Here is a 16,999-nt window from a genome sequence, read left to right as displayed (position 1 = left end):
TGAGCTATTTGGGTTTGTTGAGTCAAAAACATCGTCAAACTCTCGTTTCTCCTCGTGTTGCGCTCCTAAATCTCCGTTCTGTAAGGCTTTTCCTTTAATCCGCGCCTTGACGGTGTGGTAGGCGCATTCCTATAGTGTGCGCAAGTGGCGGAAAGTGGCACAAAGTGGGTTTTTTGAACGTAAAACGCTAAAATTTGGAGAAACGCACCGGTGTTTCGCGGAGCTAACGCTATCAGTCTCGATGCAAAAGGCCGTCTCGCCATGCCGAGCCGGTATCGTGACGAGCTCAATTCGCGAAGTTCCGGGCAGTTAATCATCACCATCGATGCCGTTGACCCTTGTTTGTGCGTTTACCCCCTCGATGAGTGGGAGTTGATTGAAACCAAGTTGCGGGCCTTACCTTCATTGCGTGAAGAAAACCGTCGCCTGCAACGATTACTGATTGGTAATGCCGTCGATCTCGAACTCGACGGTAGTGGTCGTTTTCTGGTTCCGCCACGTTTGCGCGAATACGCCAAGTTGGATAAGCGCGCGATGCTGGTGGGCCAATTGAACAAGTTCCAATTGTGGGACGAGGATGCCTGGGACGCTGTTTCTGCAGCTGACCTGGCTGCTATTCAACAACCGGGCGCCATGCCTGATGAACTGCGTGATTTGATCCTGTGACTATTGATAGCGGCTTTAACCACATCACCGTACTGCTTGACGAAGCCGTCGAGGCTCTCGCCGTACGCGCGGATGGCTGCTATCTGGACGGGACCTTCGGCAGGGGCGGGCACAGCCGGTTGATACTCAGTCAGCTCGGGTCCGACGGCAAACTTCTCGGGTTTGACAAAGACCCTCAAGCGATTGCCACCGGGCAAGCGCTAGCGGCCGAAGACGGCCGCTTTGTCGTTGTGCAGCGCAGCTTTGCCGAGCTGGGTGCCGAAGTGGCCGAACGCGGCATGGCGGGCAGGGTGGCCGGGATCCTGCTCGACCTGGGCGTGTCCTCGCCACAGCTCGATGACCCGGAGCGCGGCTTCAGTTTCATGAACGATGGCCCGCTCGATATGCGCATGGATCCCTCTCGTGGCATCAGCGCTGCGCAGTTCATTGCCACCGCTCCAGTGGAGGAAATCGCCCGCGTATTCAAGGAGTACGGTGAAGAGCGTTTCGCTGGACGCATGGCGCGTGCCGTGGTCGAGCGCCGGGAAATCCAGCCGTTTGAACGCACTGCCGACCTTGCTGAAGTATTGAAAGTCGCCAACCCGGCGTGGGAAAAGGGCAAAAACCCGGCCACCCGTGCATTCCAGGGCCTGCGCATTTATGTGAATAACGAACTCGGTGATCTGGAGGCTGGCCTCGAAGCCGCCCTGGAGGCCCTGGAAGTGGGCGGTCGCCTGGTGGTGATCAGCTTCCATTCCCTGGAAGACCGTATCGTCAAATTGTTCATGCGTCGCTTGGTCAAGGGCGAGTCCGACAACCTGCCACGCAACCTGCCGGTACGTTTCGAAGCTTTTGTGCCGAAAATCAAAATCCATGGCAAAGCGCAGTTCGCTTCCGAAGCCGAACTCAAGGCCAACCCACGCTCCCGTAGCGCCGTCATGCGCGTCGCGGAGAAGCTGCGTTGAGCAGGCTCTTTGCCAAGCCCCTCCCGGGCGGCAGCTTCTTTATGTTGCTGTTGTTTGTCGGCGTGTTGGTGTCCGCGATTGCGGTGTCCTACAGCGCCCACTGGAACCGTCAATTGCTTAATACCCTGTACGGGGAATTGAGCGTGCGCGACAAGGCGCAAGCAGAATGGGGTCGGTTGATTCTCGAGCAAAGCACCTGGACGGCTCACAGCCGTATCGAGGTGTTGGCCGCCGAGCAACTGAAGATGCGTATTCCGGGCGCTGCAGAAGTTCGAATGGTGGCGCCATGATGAAGCTTGAAGGCGCACTTTACCCGTGGCGTTTCCGGCTGGTGCTGGGGCTGCTGGCATTGATGGTGGGTGCGATTATCTGGCGCATTATCGACCTGCAAGTCGTTGATCGAGACTTCCTGATCGGCCAGGGCGACGCTCGCAGCCTTCGCCATATTCCGATTCCTGCACATCGCGGCCTGATAACCGACCGTAATGGCGAGCCGCTGGCCGTCAGTACGCCAGTAACGACCTTGTGGGCCAATCCCAAGGAACTGCAAGTCTCCAAGGACAAGTGGTCAGAGCTGGCGATAGCTCTTGATCAGGACCCGAAGGCCTTGAAGGAGCGTCTGCAGGCCCAAGCCAGTAAAGAATTCATCTACCTAGTGCGTGGTCTGACTCCCGAGCAAGGCCAGCGGGTACTTGACCTGAAAATCCCTGGTGTCTATGGCATCGAGGAATTTCGGCGCTTTTATCCCGCGGGCGAAACTACAGCCCATATGGTTGGTTTTACTGATATCGATGATCGCGGTCGTGAAGGCGTAGAGCTTGCCTATGATGAATGGCTGGCCGGTGTTCCCGGCAAGCGGCAGGTGATCAAGGATCGGCGCGGCAGATTGATCAAGGATGTGCAGGTCACCAAAAACGCCAAGGCCGGCAAGCCCTTGGCGTTGTCGATTGACTTGCGTCTGCAATACCTGGCCAATCGTGAGCTGCGCAACGCCATCATCGAAAACGGCGCCAAGGCTGGCAGCCTGGTGATCATGGATGTGAAGACCGGCGAGATTCTGGCCATGGTCAACCAGCCAACCTATAACCCGAATAATCGTCGTAACCTGCAGCCGGCGATGATGCGTAACCGCGCCATGATCGATGTGTTCGAGCCGGGTTCGACGATGAAAGCCATCTCAATGAGCGCCGCTCTGGAAAGCGGGCGCTGGAAACCTGCCGACAAGGTCGAGGTTTACCCGTACACCATGCAGATAGGCAAATATACGATTCGTGATGTGTCTCGCGGTGAAGGTCCTGTGCTGGACTTGGCCGGTATCCTGATCAATTCCAGTAACGTCGGCATGAGCAAGGTGGCCTTCGATATAGGCGGCGAGTCCATTTACCAGCTGGCGCAAAAAATCGGTCTGGGCCAGCCCACGGGCCTGAACTTTCCGGGCGAGCGCGTCGGCAACCTCCCGAACTACCGCGAATGGCGCAAAGCTGAAACCGCGACCTTGTCTTACGGCTACGGCCTGTCGGTGACTGCCATCCAATTGGCCCATGCCTTTTCGGTATTGGCCAACAATGGCCGGATGACGCCGCTGAGCCTGATCCATCTCGACGAAGCACCGAAGTCCGAACAGGTCATTCCGGAAAACGTCGCCAAGACCATGCAGACCATGTTGCAACAAGTGATCGAAGCACCGCGCGGTGTATTCCGCGCCAAGGTGCCGGCGTATCACGTGGCAGGCAAATCCGGTACTGCACGTAAAACCTCGGTGGGCACCAAGGGCTATGCAGAAAATTCCTACCGTTCGTTGTTCGCTGGTTTCGGCCCTATGAGCGATCCGCGTTACGCCATCGTCGTGGTCATCGATGAGCCGAGCAAGGCGGGTTACTTCGGTGGCCTGGTGTCGGCACCAGTGTTCAGCAAAGTGATGTCCGGCACTCTGCGCCTGATGAACGTCATTCCCGACGATCTGCCGCCTACCCAGCAAGCGACCGCTGGGCCGCCGGTAGCTGTCGCAAAAGCCAATGGAGGGCGCGGCTGATGTCTCTTAGCCTGAACAAGATTTTCGCCCACGCTGGTCGCGACCTGCTGATTCGCGAGCTGAGCCTGGATAGTCGTAGTGTGCGTGCCGGTGATCTGTTCCTCGCCGTACCGGGCGGCAAGCTCGACGGTCGTGCGCACATTGCCGACGCCTTGCAGCGCGGTGCGGCGGCAGTGGCCTATGAAGTGGAGGGCGCGACTGTACTGCCGATCACTGATGTGCCGTTGATCCCGGTCAAGGGCCTGGCGGCGCAATTGTCGGATATCGCAGGGCGTTTTTACGGTGATCCCAGCCGCCAGCTCAACCTGATCGGCGTTACCGGCACCAATGGCAAGACCAGCGTTACTCAACTGGTGGCCCAGGCTCTTGACCTGCTGGGGCAGCACTGCGGCATCGTCGGTACACTGGGCACCGGTTTTTATGGTGCGCTGCAAAGCGGCCTGCACACTACGCCTAACCCGATTGCGGTCCAGGCGACCCTGGCTGACCTGAAAAAGGCCGGTGCCAAGGCTGTGGCCATGGAAGTGTCGTCCCATGGCCTGGACCAGGGGCGTGTGACTGCCTTGGCGTTCGACGTGGCAGTGATGACCAACCTGTCGCGCGATCATCTGGACTATCACGGTTCCATGGAAGCTTACGCCGCTGCCAAGGCCAAACTGTTTGGCTGGAATGACCTGAAGTGCCGGGTGGTGAACCTGGACGATGAGTTCGGTCGCCAACTGGCGGCTGAAAAAAGCGAAGCGCGCCTGATCAGCTACAGCCTGGAAGACGCCAGCGCCTACCTGTATTGCCGACAGGCCCAGTTCGATGACGAGGGCGTGCGCGCTACGCTTGTGACGCCGCAGGGCGAACATCATTTGCGCAGCACCTTGCTCGGGCGCTTCAACCTGAGCAACGTGCTCGCGGCCATCGGTGCCTTGCTTGGCCTGGATTACGCCCTGGACGAAATCCTGCGTGTACTGCCCAAGCTTGAAGGTCCTGTCGGTCGCATGCAGCGTCTCGGCGGCGGGACTCAGCCGTTGGTAGTGGTCGATTACGCTCACACCCCGGATGCGCTGGAAAAGGTTCTGCAGGCACTGCGTCCTCACGTCAAGGGCGAGTTGTTGTGCCTCTTCGGTTGTGGTGGTGATCGTGACCGTGGCAAGCGCCCGTTGATGGCCGAAATCGTCGAGCGATTGGCAGACCGTGTATTGGTCACCGATGACAATCCGCGCAGCGAAGCGCCGAGCCAGATTTTCGATGATATTCGCGCAGGCTTTAAAGACGCATCGCAAGTGACGTTCGTCGCCGGTCGCGGTGCAGCCATTGCCCAATTGATCGCCAGCGCCGGTGTTGATGATGTGGTGGTGCTGGCTGGCAAAGGCCACGAGGACTACCAGGAAATCAACGGTGAGCGTCATGCTTTCTCTGATCTGGTGGAGGCCGATCATGCCTTGACCGCGTGGGAGGTTGCCCATGCTTGACGCGATGAAATTCAGCGAACTGACCCAGGCCTTGTCGGCCCGTGTGGTGTCGAGTGATTGCAGTTTCGACGGCGTCAGTATCGACAGTCGCAATATCAAGCCGGGGCAACTGTTTGTCGCCCTGGCCGGTCCGCGTTTCGATGGGCACGACTATTTGAATGAGGTCGCCGCTAAAGGCGCGTTCGGTGCCTTGGTGCAGCGTGAAGTTGCCGACTCGACACTGCCGCAGTTACTGGTGGCTGACACCCGTCTGGCCCTTGGCCAATTGGGCGCGCTGAACCGCGCCGCGTTCGCCAATCCGGTTGCAGCCATCACTGGCTCCAGCGGCAAGACCACCGTCAAGGAGCTGCTGGCGGGCATCCTGCGTACGCGCGGGCCGGTACTGGCCACCCGTGGCAACCTGAATAACGATTTCGGCGCTCCGCTGACCCTGCTCGAACTAGCCCCGGAACATACCGCGGCCGTGATCGAGTTGGGCGCATCGCGTGTTGGCGAAATTGCCTACACCGTGGCCATGACCCGGCCGCACGTTGCCATTATCACCAATGCGGGTGCTGCTCACGTTGGCGAGTTTGGTGGGCCTGAGAAGATCGTCCAGGCCAAGGGCGAAATCCTGGAAGGCCTGGATTCTTCCGGTACCGCCGTACTGAACCTCGACGACAAAGCCTTTGAAACCTGGCGTGTACGTGCTGCCGGACGCAAAGTATTGAGCTTTGCGGTGCAGAACACGGCGGCTGATTTTCATGCCTCCCATATCACCATGGATGCCCGTGGCTGCCCGGCCTTCATCCTGCACACCCCACAAGGTGACGAGCAGGTGCAACTGAACCTGCTGGGCAACCACAACGTCGCCAACGCCCTGGCCGCCGCCGCCGCCGCCCATGTCCTGGGCGTGTCGCTATTCGGTATTGCCACCGGCCTGGGCGCGGTGCAGCCGGTCAAGGGGCGCACCGCGGCTCAGCTGTCCACCAATGGCATGCGCGTTATTGATGACACTTACAACGCCAACCAGGCCTCGGTCTGTGCCGCCGTCGATCTGCTCAAGGGTTTTGACGGGCGCAAGGTGCTGGTCCTCGGCGATATCGCCGAGCTGGGCGATTGGGCTGAGCAGGCTCACCGCGAAGTCGGTGCCTATGCCATTGACAAGGTCGATGCCCTTTACGCCGTCGGTCCGAACATGTTTCACGCCGCCAAAGCCTTCGGCGCTGGCGCGCAGCACTTCGCCAGCCAGGCCGAGCTGATCAAAGCGCTGATTGCGGCTGAACAAGACCAACACACAACCATTTTGATCAAGGGATCGCGCAGCGCGGTGATGGAAAACGTCGTCGCGGCCTTGTGTGGCTCAAGTACGGAGAAACATTAATGCTGCTGCTGCTGGCTGAGTATCTGCAACAGTTCCACAAAGGCTTCGCGGTCTTTCAGTACCTGACCCTGCGCGGGATTCTGGGTGTGCTGACTGCGCTGTCTTTGTCGCTGTTCCTGGGGCCATGGATGATCCGCACCCTGCAGAGCCTGCAGATCGGTCAATCCGTGCGCAATGATGGCCCGCAGTCGCACCTGTCCAAGTCCGGGACGCCAACCATGGGCGGTGCGTTAATCCTGTCGTCCATCGGTATCAGCACTTTGCTCTGGGCTGACCTGAGCAACCGCTACGTCTGGGTGGTGTTGCTGGTGACCCTGTTGTTCGGTGCCATTGGCTGGGTTGACGACTACCGCAAGGTGATCGAGAAGAACTCGAGGGGGCTGCCAAGCCGCTGGAAGTACTTCTGGCAGTCGGTATTCGGCCTGGGCGCGGCAATCTTCCTCTACATGACTGCGCCAAGCGCCGTGGAAACCACCCTGATCCTGCCGATGCTCAAGGATGCCAGCATCCCGCTGGGTGTTGGTTTTGTAGTCTTGACCTACTTTGTGATCGTCGGCTCCAGCAACGCGGTCAACCTGACTGATGGCCTCGACGGTCTGGCCATCATGCCAACCGTGATGGTCGGTGGTGCGCTAGGTATTTTCTGCTACCTGTCGGGCAACGTGAAGTTTGCCGAGTACCTGTTGATTCCGTATGTGCCGGGAGCGGGTGAGCTGATCGTATTCTGCGGTGCGCTGATCGGTGCAGGCCTGGGCTTCCTGTGGTTCAACACTTATCCGGCCCAGGTTTTCATGGGCGATGTAGGCGCTCTGGCGCTGGGCGCCGCGCTCGGCACGATTGCGGTGATCGTGCGCCAGGAAATTGTCCTGTTCATCATGGGCGGTGTGTTCGTGATGGAAACCCTGTCAGTGGTGATCCAGGTCGCCTCCTTCAAGTTGACCGGACGCCGGGTGTTCCGCATGGCACCGATTCACCACCACTTTGAACTCAAGGGCTGGCCTGAGCCACGTGTGATCGTCCGTTTCTGGATCATCACCGTGATTCTCGTACTGGTTGGCCTTGCCACCCTGAAACTGAGGTAGAAACGAGTGTCCCTGATCGCTTCTGACCACTTCCGCATCGTTGTCGGCCTCGGCAAGAGCGGCATGTCCCTGGTTCGCTTCCTGGCGAACAGGGGCACGTCGTTTGCCGTCGCCGATACGCGGGAAAATCCACCGGAGCTGGTCACGCTGCGCCGTGACTACCCGCACGTGGAAGTGCGTTGTGGCGAGCTGGACGTCGAATTCCTGTGCCGTGCCGATGAGCTCTATGTGAGCCCAGGCCTGGCGCTGGCGACTCCTGCCCTGCAAGCGGCAGCGTCCCGCGGCGTGAAGCTGTCCGGTGATATCGAGTTGTTTGCACGTAACGCGAAAGCTCCCATCGTTGCGATCAGCGGTTCCAACGCCAAGAGCACGGTTACTACCCTGGTTGGCGAAATGGCCGCTGCGGCCGGCAAGCGTGTGGCGGTGGGCGGCAACCTCGGCACTCCTGCCCTGGATCTGCTCAGCGACGACATCGAGTTGTACGTGATGGAGCTGTCGAGCTTCCAGCTGGAAACCACCGACCAGCTCAATGCTGAAGTAGCCACCGTATTGAACGTCAGCGAAGACCATATGGACCGCTACAGTGGCCTGCCAGCCTATCACCTGGCCAAGCACCGGATCTTCCGTGGTGCGCGGCAAGTGGTGGTCAATCGTCAGGACGCCCTGAGTCGTCCGCTGATGGGCGAAGGCCTGCCGTACTGGACCTTCGGCTTGGGCAAACCCGATTTCAAGGCGTTTGGTATCCGCGAAGAGAACGGCGAGAAATACCTGGCCTTCGAATTCCAGACACTGATGCCCGTACGTGAGCTGAAAGTTCGCGGGGCCCACAACCAGTCCAATGCCCTGGCGGCCCTGGCGTTGGGGCATGCGGTTGGCTTGCCGTTCGATGCCATGTTGTCGAGCCTGCGCTCCTTTGGCGGCCTGGAGCATCGCTGCCAGTGGGTTCGTGACCTCGATGGCGTCAGCTACTACAACGACTCCAAGGCGACTAACGTCGGCGCGGCATTGGCGGCTATCGAAGGCCTTGGTGCCGACATCGAAGGCAAGCTGGTGTTGATTGCTGGCGGTGATGGCAAAGGTGCCGACTTCAAGGACCTTAAAGGTCCAGTGGCTGATCATTGCCGTGCCGTGGTGCTGATGGGGCGGGATTCGGACTTGATCGCCGCTGCCCTGGGTAACGCCGTGACACAGGTGCGTGCTACCTCTTTGGACGACGCTATCGCCCACTGCCAAGCCCTGGCCCAGCCGGGTGACGCGGTGCTGCTGTCGCCAGCCTGCGCCAGTTTCGACATGTTCAAGAACTACGAAGAGCGCGGCCAGCTGTTCGCCCGTGCCGTGGAGGACCTGGCATGAGCCTCGACCTCAAGAACATCATCAAGCCTTACCCGTCGCCAATCATTACCGGGCGCGGGATCGACCTTGACTTCCCGATGCTTGCCGGTTGCCTGGCGTTGTTGGGCCTGGGCCTGGTGATGATCACCTCGGCTTCCTCGGAAGTGGCTGCCGTGCAGTCGGGCAACACCCTTTACCATATGATCCGGCACCTGATTTACCTGGTGATCGGTCTGGGCGCCTGCATTGTCACGATGATGGTCCCGATTGCCACCTGGCAGCGCCTGGGTTGGTTGATGCTGCTCGGTGCCTTCGGCTTGCTGGTGATGGTGATCATTCCCGGCATTGGCCGTGAAGTGAATGGTTCGATGCGCTGGATTGGCTTTGGGGCTTTCAACGTACAGCCGTCGGAAATCGCCAAGGTGTTTGTAGTGATCTACCTGGCGGGTTACCTGGTACGTCGCCAGAAAGAAGTACGCGAGAGCTGGATGGGCTTCTTCAAACCATTCATCGTGTTGTTGCCCATGGCTGGCCTGTTACTGATGGAGCCGGATTTCGGCGCCACCGTGGTGATGATGGGGGCAGCCGCGGCGATGCTGTTCCTCGGTGGTGTGGGTCTGTTCCGCTTTGCCTTGATGGTCGGGCTGGCGGTGGCGGCAGTGACGATTCTGGTGCAGGCGCAACCCTATCGAATGGCGCGACTGATCACCTTTACCGATCCCTGGGCCGACCAGTTCGGTTCCGGCTATCAACTGACCCAGGCGTTGATCGCCTTTGGTCGCGGCGAGTGGCTCGGCGTCGGCTTGGGCAATAGCGTGCAGAAGCAGTTCTACCTGCCTGAAGCACATACCGACTTTGTGTTCTCGGTGCTGGCCGAAGAGTTGGGCGTGGTCGGTTCTCTGGTCACCGTCGGCCTGTTCGTGTTCGTCTGCGTGCGGGCCATGTATATCGGTTTGTGGGCCGAGAAGGCCAAGCAGTTCTTCGCGGCTTATGTGGCGTATGGGCTGGCTTTCCTGTGGATCGGCCAGTTCCTGATCAACATCGGCGTTAACGTCGGCCTGCTGCCGACCAAAGGCCTGACCTTGCCGTTTCTCAGTTATGGCGGTAGTTCCCTGGTGATTTGCTGTGCCTGCCTTGGCTTGCTGCTGCGTATCGAGTGGGAGAGTCGAACCCATCTGGGCAGCGAAGAGATGGAATTCAGCGAAAGCGACTTTGCCGAGGAGCCGACCCATGGGCGCTAACGTGCTGATCATGGCGGGCGGCACCGGTGGCCATGTGTTCCCGGCGCTGGCTTGCGCCCGTGAGTTCCAGGCCCGTGGCTACACGGTGCATTGGCTCGGCACGCCGCGCGGCATTGAGAATGAGCTGGTGCCGAATGCCGGCTTGCCGCTGCATTTGATCAACGTCAGCGGCCTGCGCGGCAAGAGCAAACTGGCCCTGCTGAAGGCGCCGTTCGTGCTGCTCAATGCGGTATGGCAAGCGCGCAAGGTGATCGCTGAATTGAAGCCGGTTTGCGTGCTGGGATTTGGCGGCTATGTGACCGGTCCGGGCGGTGTCGCCGCTCGGTTGTGCGGTGTACCGGTGATTGTCCACGAACAGAACGCCGTCGCCGGGACTGCCAACCGCTTGTTGGCGCCATTGGCGGCGCGGGTCTGCGAGGCGTTCCCGAATACTTTTGCGGCTATGGACAAACGCCGTACTACCGGCAATCCGGTGCGTACCGAGTTGTTCATGGATATCGCGCGCCAGGTCCTGGCCGGGCGCAAGGCGCATCTGCTGATCCTGGGTGGAAGCCTGGGCGCCGAACCGCTGAACAAGCTGCTGCCTGAAGCCGTGTCGCAACTGCCCCTGGAACTGCGCCCCGAGATCTTCCATCAGGCGGGCAAGAACCACGATGAAGTGACCGCCAATCGCTATCGCGATGCCGGTGTCGAGGCCAACGTACAGCCTTTCATCAAAGACATGGCCCAAGCCTATGGCTGGGCCGACCTGGTGGTCTGTCGCGCAGGTGCGTTGACCGTCAGTGAATTGGCTGCAGCCGGCCTGCCGTCCTTGCTGGTGCCTTTGCCCCACGCCATCGACGATCACCAGACCCGCAACGCCGAATATTTGGCCGGGGAGGGCGCTGCCTTCCTGCTGCCGCAAAGAACGACTGGCGCCGCCGATTTGGCCGCACGCCTGACAGAGGTTTTGATGCAACCGGAACGACTCAATAGCATGGCGAGCACCGCAAGCCGCCTGGCCAAACCCGATGCCACCCGTAACGTGGTCGATATCTGCCTGGAGGTGGCCCATGGTTGAGAATCAAAAAGCCATGCCGCAACCGGAAATGCGCCGTATCCGTCGTATCCACTTCGTCGGGATCGGCGGTGTGGGGATGTGCGGGATTGCAGAGGTGCTGTTGAACCTGGGTTATCAGGTTTCCGGTTCCGACCTGAAGACCTCGGCGGTCACTGAGCGCCTGGAGTCCTTCGGTGCGCAGATCTTTATCGGCCACCGTGCCGAGAACGCCGCCCAAGCCGATGTGCTGGTGGTTTCCAGTGCCGTGAACACCTCCAACCCGGAAGTCGCCACCGCGCTGGAGCGCCGTATTCCTGTTGTGCCACGCGCTGAGATGCTCGCTGAGCTGATGCGCTACCGCCATGGCATCGCCGTCGCCGGTACCCACGGCAAAACCACCACCACAAGCCTGATCGCCTCGGTGTTCGCGGCCGGTGGCCTGGACCCGACGTTCGTGATTGGCGGCCGGCTGAATGCAGCAGGCACCAATGCACAACTGGGGACCAGCCGTTACCTGATCGCCGAAGCCGATGAAAGCGACGCCAGCTTCCTGCACTTGCAGCCGCTGGTGGCCGTGGTTACCAACATCGACGCCGACCACATGGCGACTTACGACGGCGACTTCAACAAGTTGAAGAAAACCTTCGTCGAATTCCTGCACAACCTGCCGTTCTACGGATTGGCGGTAGTGTGCCTGGACGACCCGGTAGTGCGTGAAATCCTGCCACAGGTCAAGCGTCCAGCCGTGACCTACGGCTTCAGCGAAGATGCCGACGTGCGTGCGATCAATGTGCGCCAGAAAGGCATGCAGACGTTCTTCACCGTGCTGCGCCCTGATCGCGAACCGCTGGATGTGTCGGTGAACATGCCCGGCAACCACAACGTGCTCAACTCCCTGGCGACTATCTGCATCGCTACCGACGAAGGCGTCAGCGATGAAGCCATTGTCGAAGGCCTGTCGGGCTTTGCCGGTGTGGGACGGCGCTTCCAGGTCTATGGGCAATTGCCGGTCGAAGGTGGCGACGTGATGTTGGTGGACGACTATGGTCACCACCCCACCGAAGTCGCTGCCGTGATCAAGGCCGTGCGCGGTGGCTGGCCGGAGCGTCGCCTGGTGATGGTCTACCAGCCGCACCGCTACAGCCGTACCCGCGATCTATACGACGATTTTGTCAATGTACTGGCTGACGCCAACGTATTGCTGCTGATGGAAGTCTACCCGGCCGGTGAAGAACCGATCCCCGGCGCCGACAGCCGCAAGCTGTGCAACAGCATTCGCCAGCGCGGTCAATTGGACCCGATCTACATCGAGCGCGGCGTCGACCTGGCGCCCATCGTCAAGCCGTTGCTGCGGGCAGGCGACATCCTGCTTTGCCAGGGCGCCGGTGATATCGGTGGCCTTGCTCCGAAACTGTTGGCAAGCCCGTTATTCGCTACTGCACAGGGAAAGTCGAAATGAGCAATGACTATGGCTCTCTGGTCTCCACCATCAAGCCCGCTGAGTTTGGCCGCGTCGCTGTGTTGTTCGGCGGCAAGAGCGCCGAGCGCGAAGTGTCACTGAAGTCTGGCAATGCGGTGCTCCAAGCCCTGCAAAGTGCGGGTGTGGATGCGTTTGGCATCGATGTGGGCGACGACTTCCTGGCGCGCTTGCAGACCGAGAAGATCGACCGTGCCTTCGTTATCCTGCACGGCCGTGGTGGTGAAGACGGCAGCATGCAGGGCTTGCTGGAGTGCGCCGGCATTCCTTACACCGGTAGCGGCATCCTCGCCTCGGCGCTGGCCATGGACAAGTTGCGCACCAAGCAGGTATGGCACAGCCTGGGTATTCCGACCCCGCGCCACAGCGTTCTGTGCAGTGAAGACGATTGTATTTCCGCAGCCAAGGAACTGGGCCTGCCTTTGATCGTCAAACCTGCCCATGAAGGCTCCAGTATCGGCATGGCTAAAGTGAACTCGGCCGCCGAATTGATCGACGCATGGAAAGCGGCAAGTACCTACGATTCGCAAGTGTTGGTGGAACAGTGGATCGCCGGTCCCGAATTCACCATCGCAACCCTTCGTGGCCAGGTATTGCCGCCTATCGCGCTGGGCACCCCCCACACGTTTTATGACTACGACGCCAAGTACCTGGCCTCCGATACCCAGTACCGGATCCCATGCGGCCTTGACGCAACCAAAGAGCAGGAATTGATGGACCTCACGGCGAAGGCCTGTGAGGCACTGGGTATTGCCGGTTGGGCACGGGCAGACGTGATGCAGGATGACCAGGGCAACTTCTGGTTCCTTGAAGTCAACACTGCTCCGGGCATGACCGACCACAGTTTGGTACCGATGGCTGCACGCGCAGCCGGACTGGATTTCCAGCAGTTGGTGCTGGCCATCCTGGCTGCAAGCATTGAGGCGCGGGGTTAACACCATGCAAGGCGCATCGCTTCGTCATCAGCCACCCGCTCCCGGCCGCAAGCCGGTGCCGCGTGGTGCCAGCCGGATGGTGGCTAAAGAGCCGATGTCGGCGCGCCTGCCGAAAGCCAATTTTGGTTTTCTCAAGGCCTTGTTCTGGCCAGTGCTGTTGGTGGCGTTGGGCTTTGGCACTTATGAAGGTGCGCAGCGCCTGCTGCCTTACGCCGACCGGCCGATCACCAAGATCAGCGTGCAGGGTGATTTGAGCTACATCAGCCAGCAAGCCGTGCAGCAGCGGATCGCGCCTTATGTGGCGGCCAGCTTCTTCACTGTTGACCTGGCGGGTATGCGCTCGGAGCTGGAGCAAATGCCTTGGATCGCTCACGCCGAGGTGCGTCGGGTTTGGCCGGATCAGGTGACTATCCGCCTGGAAGAACAACTGCCCGTGGCCCGTTGGGGTGACGAAGCGCTGTTGAACAACCAGGGCCAGGCTTTTACCCCGAGAGAGCTGGCCAACTACGAGCATTTGCCGCAGTTGTTCGGGCCACAACGGGCGCAGCAACAAGTGATGCAGCAGTACCAGGTCTTGAGCCAGATGCTGCGGCCACTGGGCTTCTCCATCGCGCGACTGGAATTGCGTGAACGGGGCAGCTGGTTTTTGACGACCGGGGCAGGCAGTTCCGGCCCGGGCATCGAGTTGTTGCTGGGACGCGACCACTTGGTGGAGAAGATGCGCCGCTTTATCGCCATCTATGACAAAACCTTGAAAGAACAGATTACGAACATTGCGAGCATCGACCTGCGTTACGCCAACGGCCTGGCTGTTGGCTGGCGGGAACCGGCTGCGCCCACGGCAGCGCAGCCCGCTGTCGCGAAGAATTAAGAAGAGGCAGGACCCATGGCAAACGTGCAAAGCGGCAAAATGATCGTCGGTCTCGATATCGGCACCTCCAAAGTGGTGGCGCTGGTAGGCGAGGTCGCGGACGACGGCACGCTGGAAATCGTCGGTATCGGCACGCATCCGTCGCGGGGCCTGAAGAAAGGCGTGGTGGTCAATATCGAGTCCACCGTGCAATCGATCCAGCGCGCCATCGAAGAAGCGCAACTGATGGCCGGCTGCCGGATTCACTCGGCATTCGTTGGCGTCGCGGGCAATCACATCCGCAGCCTGAACTCCCACGGCATTGTTGCGATCCGCGACCGTGAAGTCAGCTCGGCTGACCTGGAACGTGTGCTGGACGCTGCACAGGCCGTGGCTATCCCGGCTGACCAACGAGTGCTGCACACCCTGCCGCAGGACTACGTGATCGATAACCAGGAAGGCGTTCGTGAGCCCCTGGGCATGTCGGGCGTGCGGTTGGAAGCCAAGGTTCACGTGGTGACCTGCGCCGTCAACGCAGCGCAGAACATTGAAAAATGCGTGCGTCGCTGTGGCCTGGAAATCGACGACATCATTCTTGAGCAACTGGCTTCGGCGTACTCGGTATTGACCGACGACGAAAAAGAACTGGGCGTGTGCCTGGTGGACATCGGCGGCGGCACCACCGACATCGCGATCTTTACCGAGGGTGCGATCCGTCACACCGCGGTGATCCCAATCGCTGGCGACCAGGTGACCAACGACATCGCCATGGCGTTGCGTACCCCGACCCAGTACGCCGAAGAAATCAAGATCCGTTACGCCTGCGCCCTGGCCAAGCTGGCCGGTGCCGGCGAGACCATCAAGGTGCCAAGCGTGGGCGACCGTCCACCGCGCGAACTGTCGCGCCAGGCCCTGGCTGAAGTGGTCGAGCCACGCTACGACGAACTGTTCACCCTGATCCAGGCGGAACTGCGTCGCAGCGGCTACGAAGATTTGATCCCGGCCGGCATCGTGCTGACCGGCGGCACCTCGAAGATGGAAGGCGCGGTCGAACTGGCCGAGGAAATCTTCCACATGCCAGTGCGCCTGGGCGTGCCCCATGGCGTCAAGGGCCTGGGCGACGTGGTGCGCAACCCGATTTATTCCACCGGTGTGGGCCTGCTGTTGTACGGCCTGCAAAAGCAGACCGACGGCATTTCCTTGTCGGGCATCGGCAGCCGCGAAAGCTACAGCAGTGACGAGCCGAAAACGCCGTTGCTGGAGCGTCTGCAAGCCTGGGTGAAAGGCAACTTCTAAAGATTTACCGCAACACCGTTTCAAGTAGTAGGCGAAAAAACTAGAGAAAATGAAAGGAGAGGGAAAATGTTCGAACTCGTAGACAACATCCCCGCAAGCCCGGTCATCAAAGTGATCGGTGTCGGCGGTGGCGGCGGCAACGCTGTCAACCATATGGTCAAGAGCAACATTGAAGGCGTTGAGTTCATCTGCGCCAACACTGATGCCCAGGCCCTCAAAAGCATCGGCGCACGCACCATCCTGCAATTGGGCACAGCTGTGACCAAGGGCCTGGGGGCTGGCGCCAATCCGGAAGTCGGCCGTCAAGCCGCACTGGAAGACCGTGAGCGCATCGCGGAAGTATTGCAGGGCACCAACATGGTGTTCATTACCACCGGCATGGGTGGTGGTACCGGTACCGGTGCTGCGCCGATCATTGCCGAAGTGGCGAAGGAAATGGGGATTCTCACCGTTGCGGTGGTGACTCGTCCGTTCCCGTTCGAAGGCCGCAAGCGCATGCAGATCGCCGATGAAGGCATCCGTCTGCTGTCCGAAAGCGTCGATTCGTTGATCACTATTCCCAACGAGAAGCTGCTGACCATCCTGGGCAAGGATGCAAGCCTGCTGTCCGCGTTCGCCAAGGCTGACGATGTACTGGCCGGTGCCGTTCGCGGTATCTCCGACATCATCAAGCGACCAGGCATGATCAACGTCGACTTTGCCGACGTACGTACCGTGATGAGCGAAATGGGCATGGCGATGATGGGCACTGGCTGCGCCAGCGGTCCGAACCGTGCGCGTGAAGCCACCGAAGCGGCGATCCGCAACCCGCTGCTCGAAGACGTGAACCTGCAAGGTGCGCGCGGCATCCTGGTTAACATCACTGCAGGTCCTGACCTGTCCCTGGGTGAGTACTCCGACGTGGGTAGCATCATCGAGGCGTTTGCTTCCGAGCACGCGATGGTCAAGGTCGGTACCGTTATCGATCCGGACATGCGCGACGAACTGCACGTGACCGTGGTTGCCACTGGCCTGGGCGCAAAAATCGAGAAGCCTGTGAAGGTTATCGACAATACCGTTCATACCAGCCAGGCCTCGGCTGCCGCTCCAGCACCTGCTCGCCAGGAACTGCCGTCGGTGAACTATCGTGACCTGGATCGTCCGACTGTGATGCGTAATCAGGCTCAGGCCGGTGCTGCTGCGTCCCGTAGCCCGAATCCGCAAGATGATCTGGACTATCTGGACATCCCGGCATTCTTGCGTCGTCAGGCCGATTAATGGAATGTATCAGGGCTATGAA

Annotated in this window: 15 protein-coding genes; all 15 read left to right on the top strand. The window is 60.1% G+C overall.

Annotated features, from left to right (window positions below; translation table 11 throughout):
* Positions 1 to 210 precede the first annotated feature (210 nt).
* The 15 genes from mraZ to ftsZ all read left to right on the top strand — a co-directional run bounded on the left by mraZ (position 211) and on the right by ftsZ (position 16,977).
* On the top strand, positions 211 to 666 hold the full coding sequence (gene mraZ, locus OQ460_RS20060; protein WP_410019107.1) for a division/cell wall cluster transcriptional repressor MraZ: 456 nt from the start codon (positions 211 to 213) through the stop codon (positions 664 to 666).
* Complete coding sequence (gene rsmH, locus OQ460_RS20055; RefSeq protein ID WP_410019106.1) at positions 663 to 1,610, top strand: 16S rRNA (cytosine(1402)-N(4))-methyltransferase RsmH; 948 nt, start codon at positions 663 to 665, stop codon at positions 1,608 to 1,610. The genes mraZ and rsmH overlap by 4 nt, the downstream gene beginning before the upstream one ends.
* Positions 1,607 to 1,900, top strand: a complete 294-nt coding sequence (ftsL, locus tag OQ460_RS20050; RefSeq protein ID WP_410019105.1) for a cell division protein FtsL — start codon at positions 1,607 to 1,609, stop codon at positions 1,898 to 1,900. Before rsmH ends, ftsL begins: the two co-directional genes overlap by 4 nt.
* Positions 1,900 to 3,642, top strand: a complete 1,743-nt coding sequence (locus OQ460_RS20045) for a peptidoglycan D,D-transpeptidase FtsI family protein (RefSeq protein WP_410022063.1) — start codon at positions 1,900 to 1,902, stop codon at positions 3,640 to 3,642. The genes ftsL and OQ460_RS20045 overlap by 1 nt, the downstream gene beginning before the upstream one ends.
* The gene (locus OQ460_RS20040; RefSeq protein ID WP_410019104.1) at positions 3,642 to 5,105 is read left to right on the top strand and encodes a UDP-N-acetylmuramoyl-L-alanyl-D-glutamate--2,6-diaminopimelate ligase; all 1,464 of its coding nucleotides are present in this window, start codon (positions 3,642 to 3,644) and stop codon (positions 5,103 to 5,105) included. The genes OQ460_RS20045 and OQ460_RS20040 overlap by 1 nt, the downstream gene beginning before the upstream one ends.
* Positions 5,098 to 6,468, top strand: coding sequence for a UDP-N-acetylmuramoyl-tripeptide--D-alanyl-D-alanine ligase (locus OQ460_RS20035; protein WP_410019103.1), 1,371 nt, complete (start codon positions 5,098 to 5,100; stop codon positions 6,466 to 6,468). Before OQ460_RS20040 ends, OQ460_RS20035 begins: the two co-directional genes overlap by 8 nt.
* Complete coding sequence (gene mraY / locus OQ460_RS20030; protein ID WP_410019102.1) at positions 6,468 to 7,550, top strand: phospho-N-acetylmuramoyl-pentapeptide-transferase; 1,083 nt, start codon at positions 6,468 to 6,470, stop codon at positions 7,548 to 7,550. Before OQ460_RS20035 ends, mraY begins: the two co-directional genes overlap by 1 nt.
* A 6-nt stretch (positions 7,551 to 7,556) precedes the next feature.
* On the top strand, positions 7,557 to 8,903 hold the full coding sequence (gene murD, locus OQ460_RS20025) for a UDP-N-acetylmuramoyl-L-alanine--D-glutamate ligase (protein WP_410019101.1): 1,347 nt from the start codon (positions 7,557 to 7,559) through the stop codon (positions 8,901 to 8,903).
* Complete coding sequence (gene ftsW / locus OQ460_RS20020) at positions 8,900 to 10,123, top strand: putative lipid II flippase FtsW (protein WP_410019100.1); 1,224 nt, start codon at positions 8,900 to 8,902, stop codon at positions 10,121 to 10,123. The genes murD and ftsW overlap by 4 nt, the downstream gene beginning before the upstream one ends.
* Positions 10,113 to 11,183 (top strand): undecaprenyldiphospho-muramoylpentapeptide beta-N-acetylglucosaminyltransferase, encoded by a 1,071-nt coding sequence (murG, locus tag OQ460_RS20015; RefSeq protein WP_410019099.1) that lies wholly within the window; start codon positions 10,113 to 10,115, stop codon positions 11,181 to 11,183. The genes ftsW and murG overlap by 11 nt, the downstream gene beginning before the upstream one ends.
* Positions 11,176 to 12,621, top strand: coding sequence for a UDP-N-acetylmuramate--L-alanine ligase (gene murC, locus OQ460_RS20010; RefSeq protein WP_410019098.1), 1,446 nt, complete (start codon positions 11,176 to 11,178; stop codon positions 12,619 to 12,621). Before murG ends, murC begins: the two co-directional genes overlap by 8 nt.
* Positions 12,618 to 13,574 (top strand): D-alanine--D-alanine ligase, encoded by a 957-nt coding sequence (locus OQ460_RS20005; protein WP_410019097.1) that lies wholly within the window; start codon positions 12,618 to 12,620, stop codon positions 13,572 to 13,574. Before murC ends, OQ460_RS20005 begins: the two co-directional genes overlap by 4 nt.
* 4 nt (positions 13,575 to 13,578) lie before the next feature.
* The gene (locus OQ460_RS20000; RefSeq protein ID WP_410019096.1) at positions 13,579 to 14,445 is read left to right on the top strand and encodes a cell division protein FtsQ/DivIB; all 867 of its coding nucleotides are present in this window, start codon (positions 13,579 to 13,581) and stop codon (positions 14,443 to 14,445) included.
* A 15-nt stretch (positions 14,446 to 14,460) separates the two neighbouring features.
* Positions 14,461 to 15,720 (top strand): cell division protein FtsA, encoded by a 1,260-nt coding sequence (gene ftsA / locus OQ460_RS19995; RefSeq protein WP_410019095.1) that lies wholly within the window; start codon positions 14,461 to 14,463, stop codon positions 15,718 to 15,720.
* 66 nt (positions 15,721 to 15,786) lie between these two features.
* Positions 15,787 to 16,977 carry a cell division protein FtsZ gene (gene ftsZ / locus OQ460_RS19990; protein ID WP_057444456.1) on the top strand — a complete coding sequence of 397 codons (1,191 nt, stop codon included), beginning with the start codon at positions 15,787 to 15,789 and terminating at the stop codon, positions 16,975 to 16,977.
* Positions 16,978 to 16,999 lie beyond the last annotated feature (22 nt).

The sequence above is a fragment of the Pseudomonas imrae genome (genome assembly GCF_046352735.2).
GTDB lineage: Bacteria > Pseudomonadota > Gammaproteobacteria > Pseudomonadales > Pseudomonadaceae > Aquipseudomonas > Aquipseudomonas imrae.
The sequence above is the reverse complement of the archived record's forward strand: the minus strand, read 5'-3'. Positions and strand labels throughout refer to the sequence as shown.

Bases quoted from the DNA above. Each gene is read 5' to 3' on its own strand.
- OQ460_RS20045 (WP_410022063.1), top strand. From the start codon at position 1,900: ATGAAGCTTGAAGGCGCACTTTACCCGTGGCGTTTCCGGCTGGTGCTG.
- OQ460_RS20040 (WP_410019104.1), top strand. From the start codon at position 3,642: ATGTCTCTTAGCCTGAACAAGATTTTCGCCCACGCTGGTCGCGACCTG.
- OQ460_RS20035 (WP_410019103.1), top strand. From the start codon at position 5,098: ATGCTTGACGCGATGAAATTCAGCGAACTGACCCAGGCCTTGTCGGCC.
- mraY (WP_410019102.1), top strand. From the start codon at position 6,468: ATGCTGCTGCTGCTGGCTGAGTATCTGCAACAGTTCCACAAAGGCTTC.
- ftsW (WP_410019100.1), top strand. From the start codon at position 8,900: ATGAGCCTCGACCTCAAGAACATCATCAAGCCTTACCCGTCGCCAATC.
- murG (WP_410019099.1), top strand. From the start codon at position 10,113: ATGGGCGCTAACGTGCTGATCATGGCGGGCGGCACCGGTGGCCATGTG.
- murC (WP_410019098.1), top strand. From the start codon at position 11,176: ATGGTTGAGAATCAAAAAGCCATGCCGCAACCGGAAATGCGCCGTATC.
- OQ460_RS20005 (WP_410019097.1), top strand. From the start codon at position 12,618: ATGAGCAATGACTATGGCTCTCTGGTCTCCACCATCAAGCCCGCTGAG.
- OQ460_RS20000 (WP_410019096.1), top strand. From the start codon at position 13,579: ATGCAAGGCGCATCGCTTCGTCATCAGCCACCCGCTCCCGGCCGCAAG.
- ftsA (WP_410019095.1), top strand. From the start codon at position 14,461: ATGGCAAACGTGCAAAGCGGCAAAATGATCGTCGGTCTCGATATCGGC.
- ftsZ (WP_057444456.1), top strand. From the start codon at position 15,787: ATGTTCGAACTCGTAGACAACATCCCCGCAAGCCCGGTCATCAAAGTG.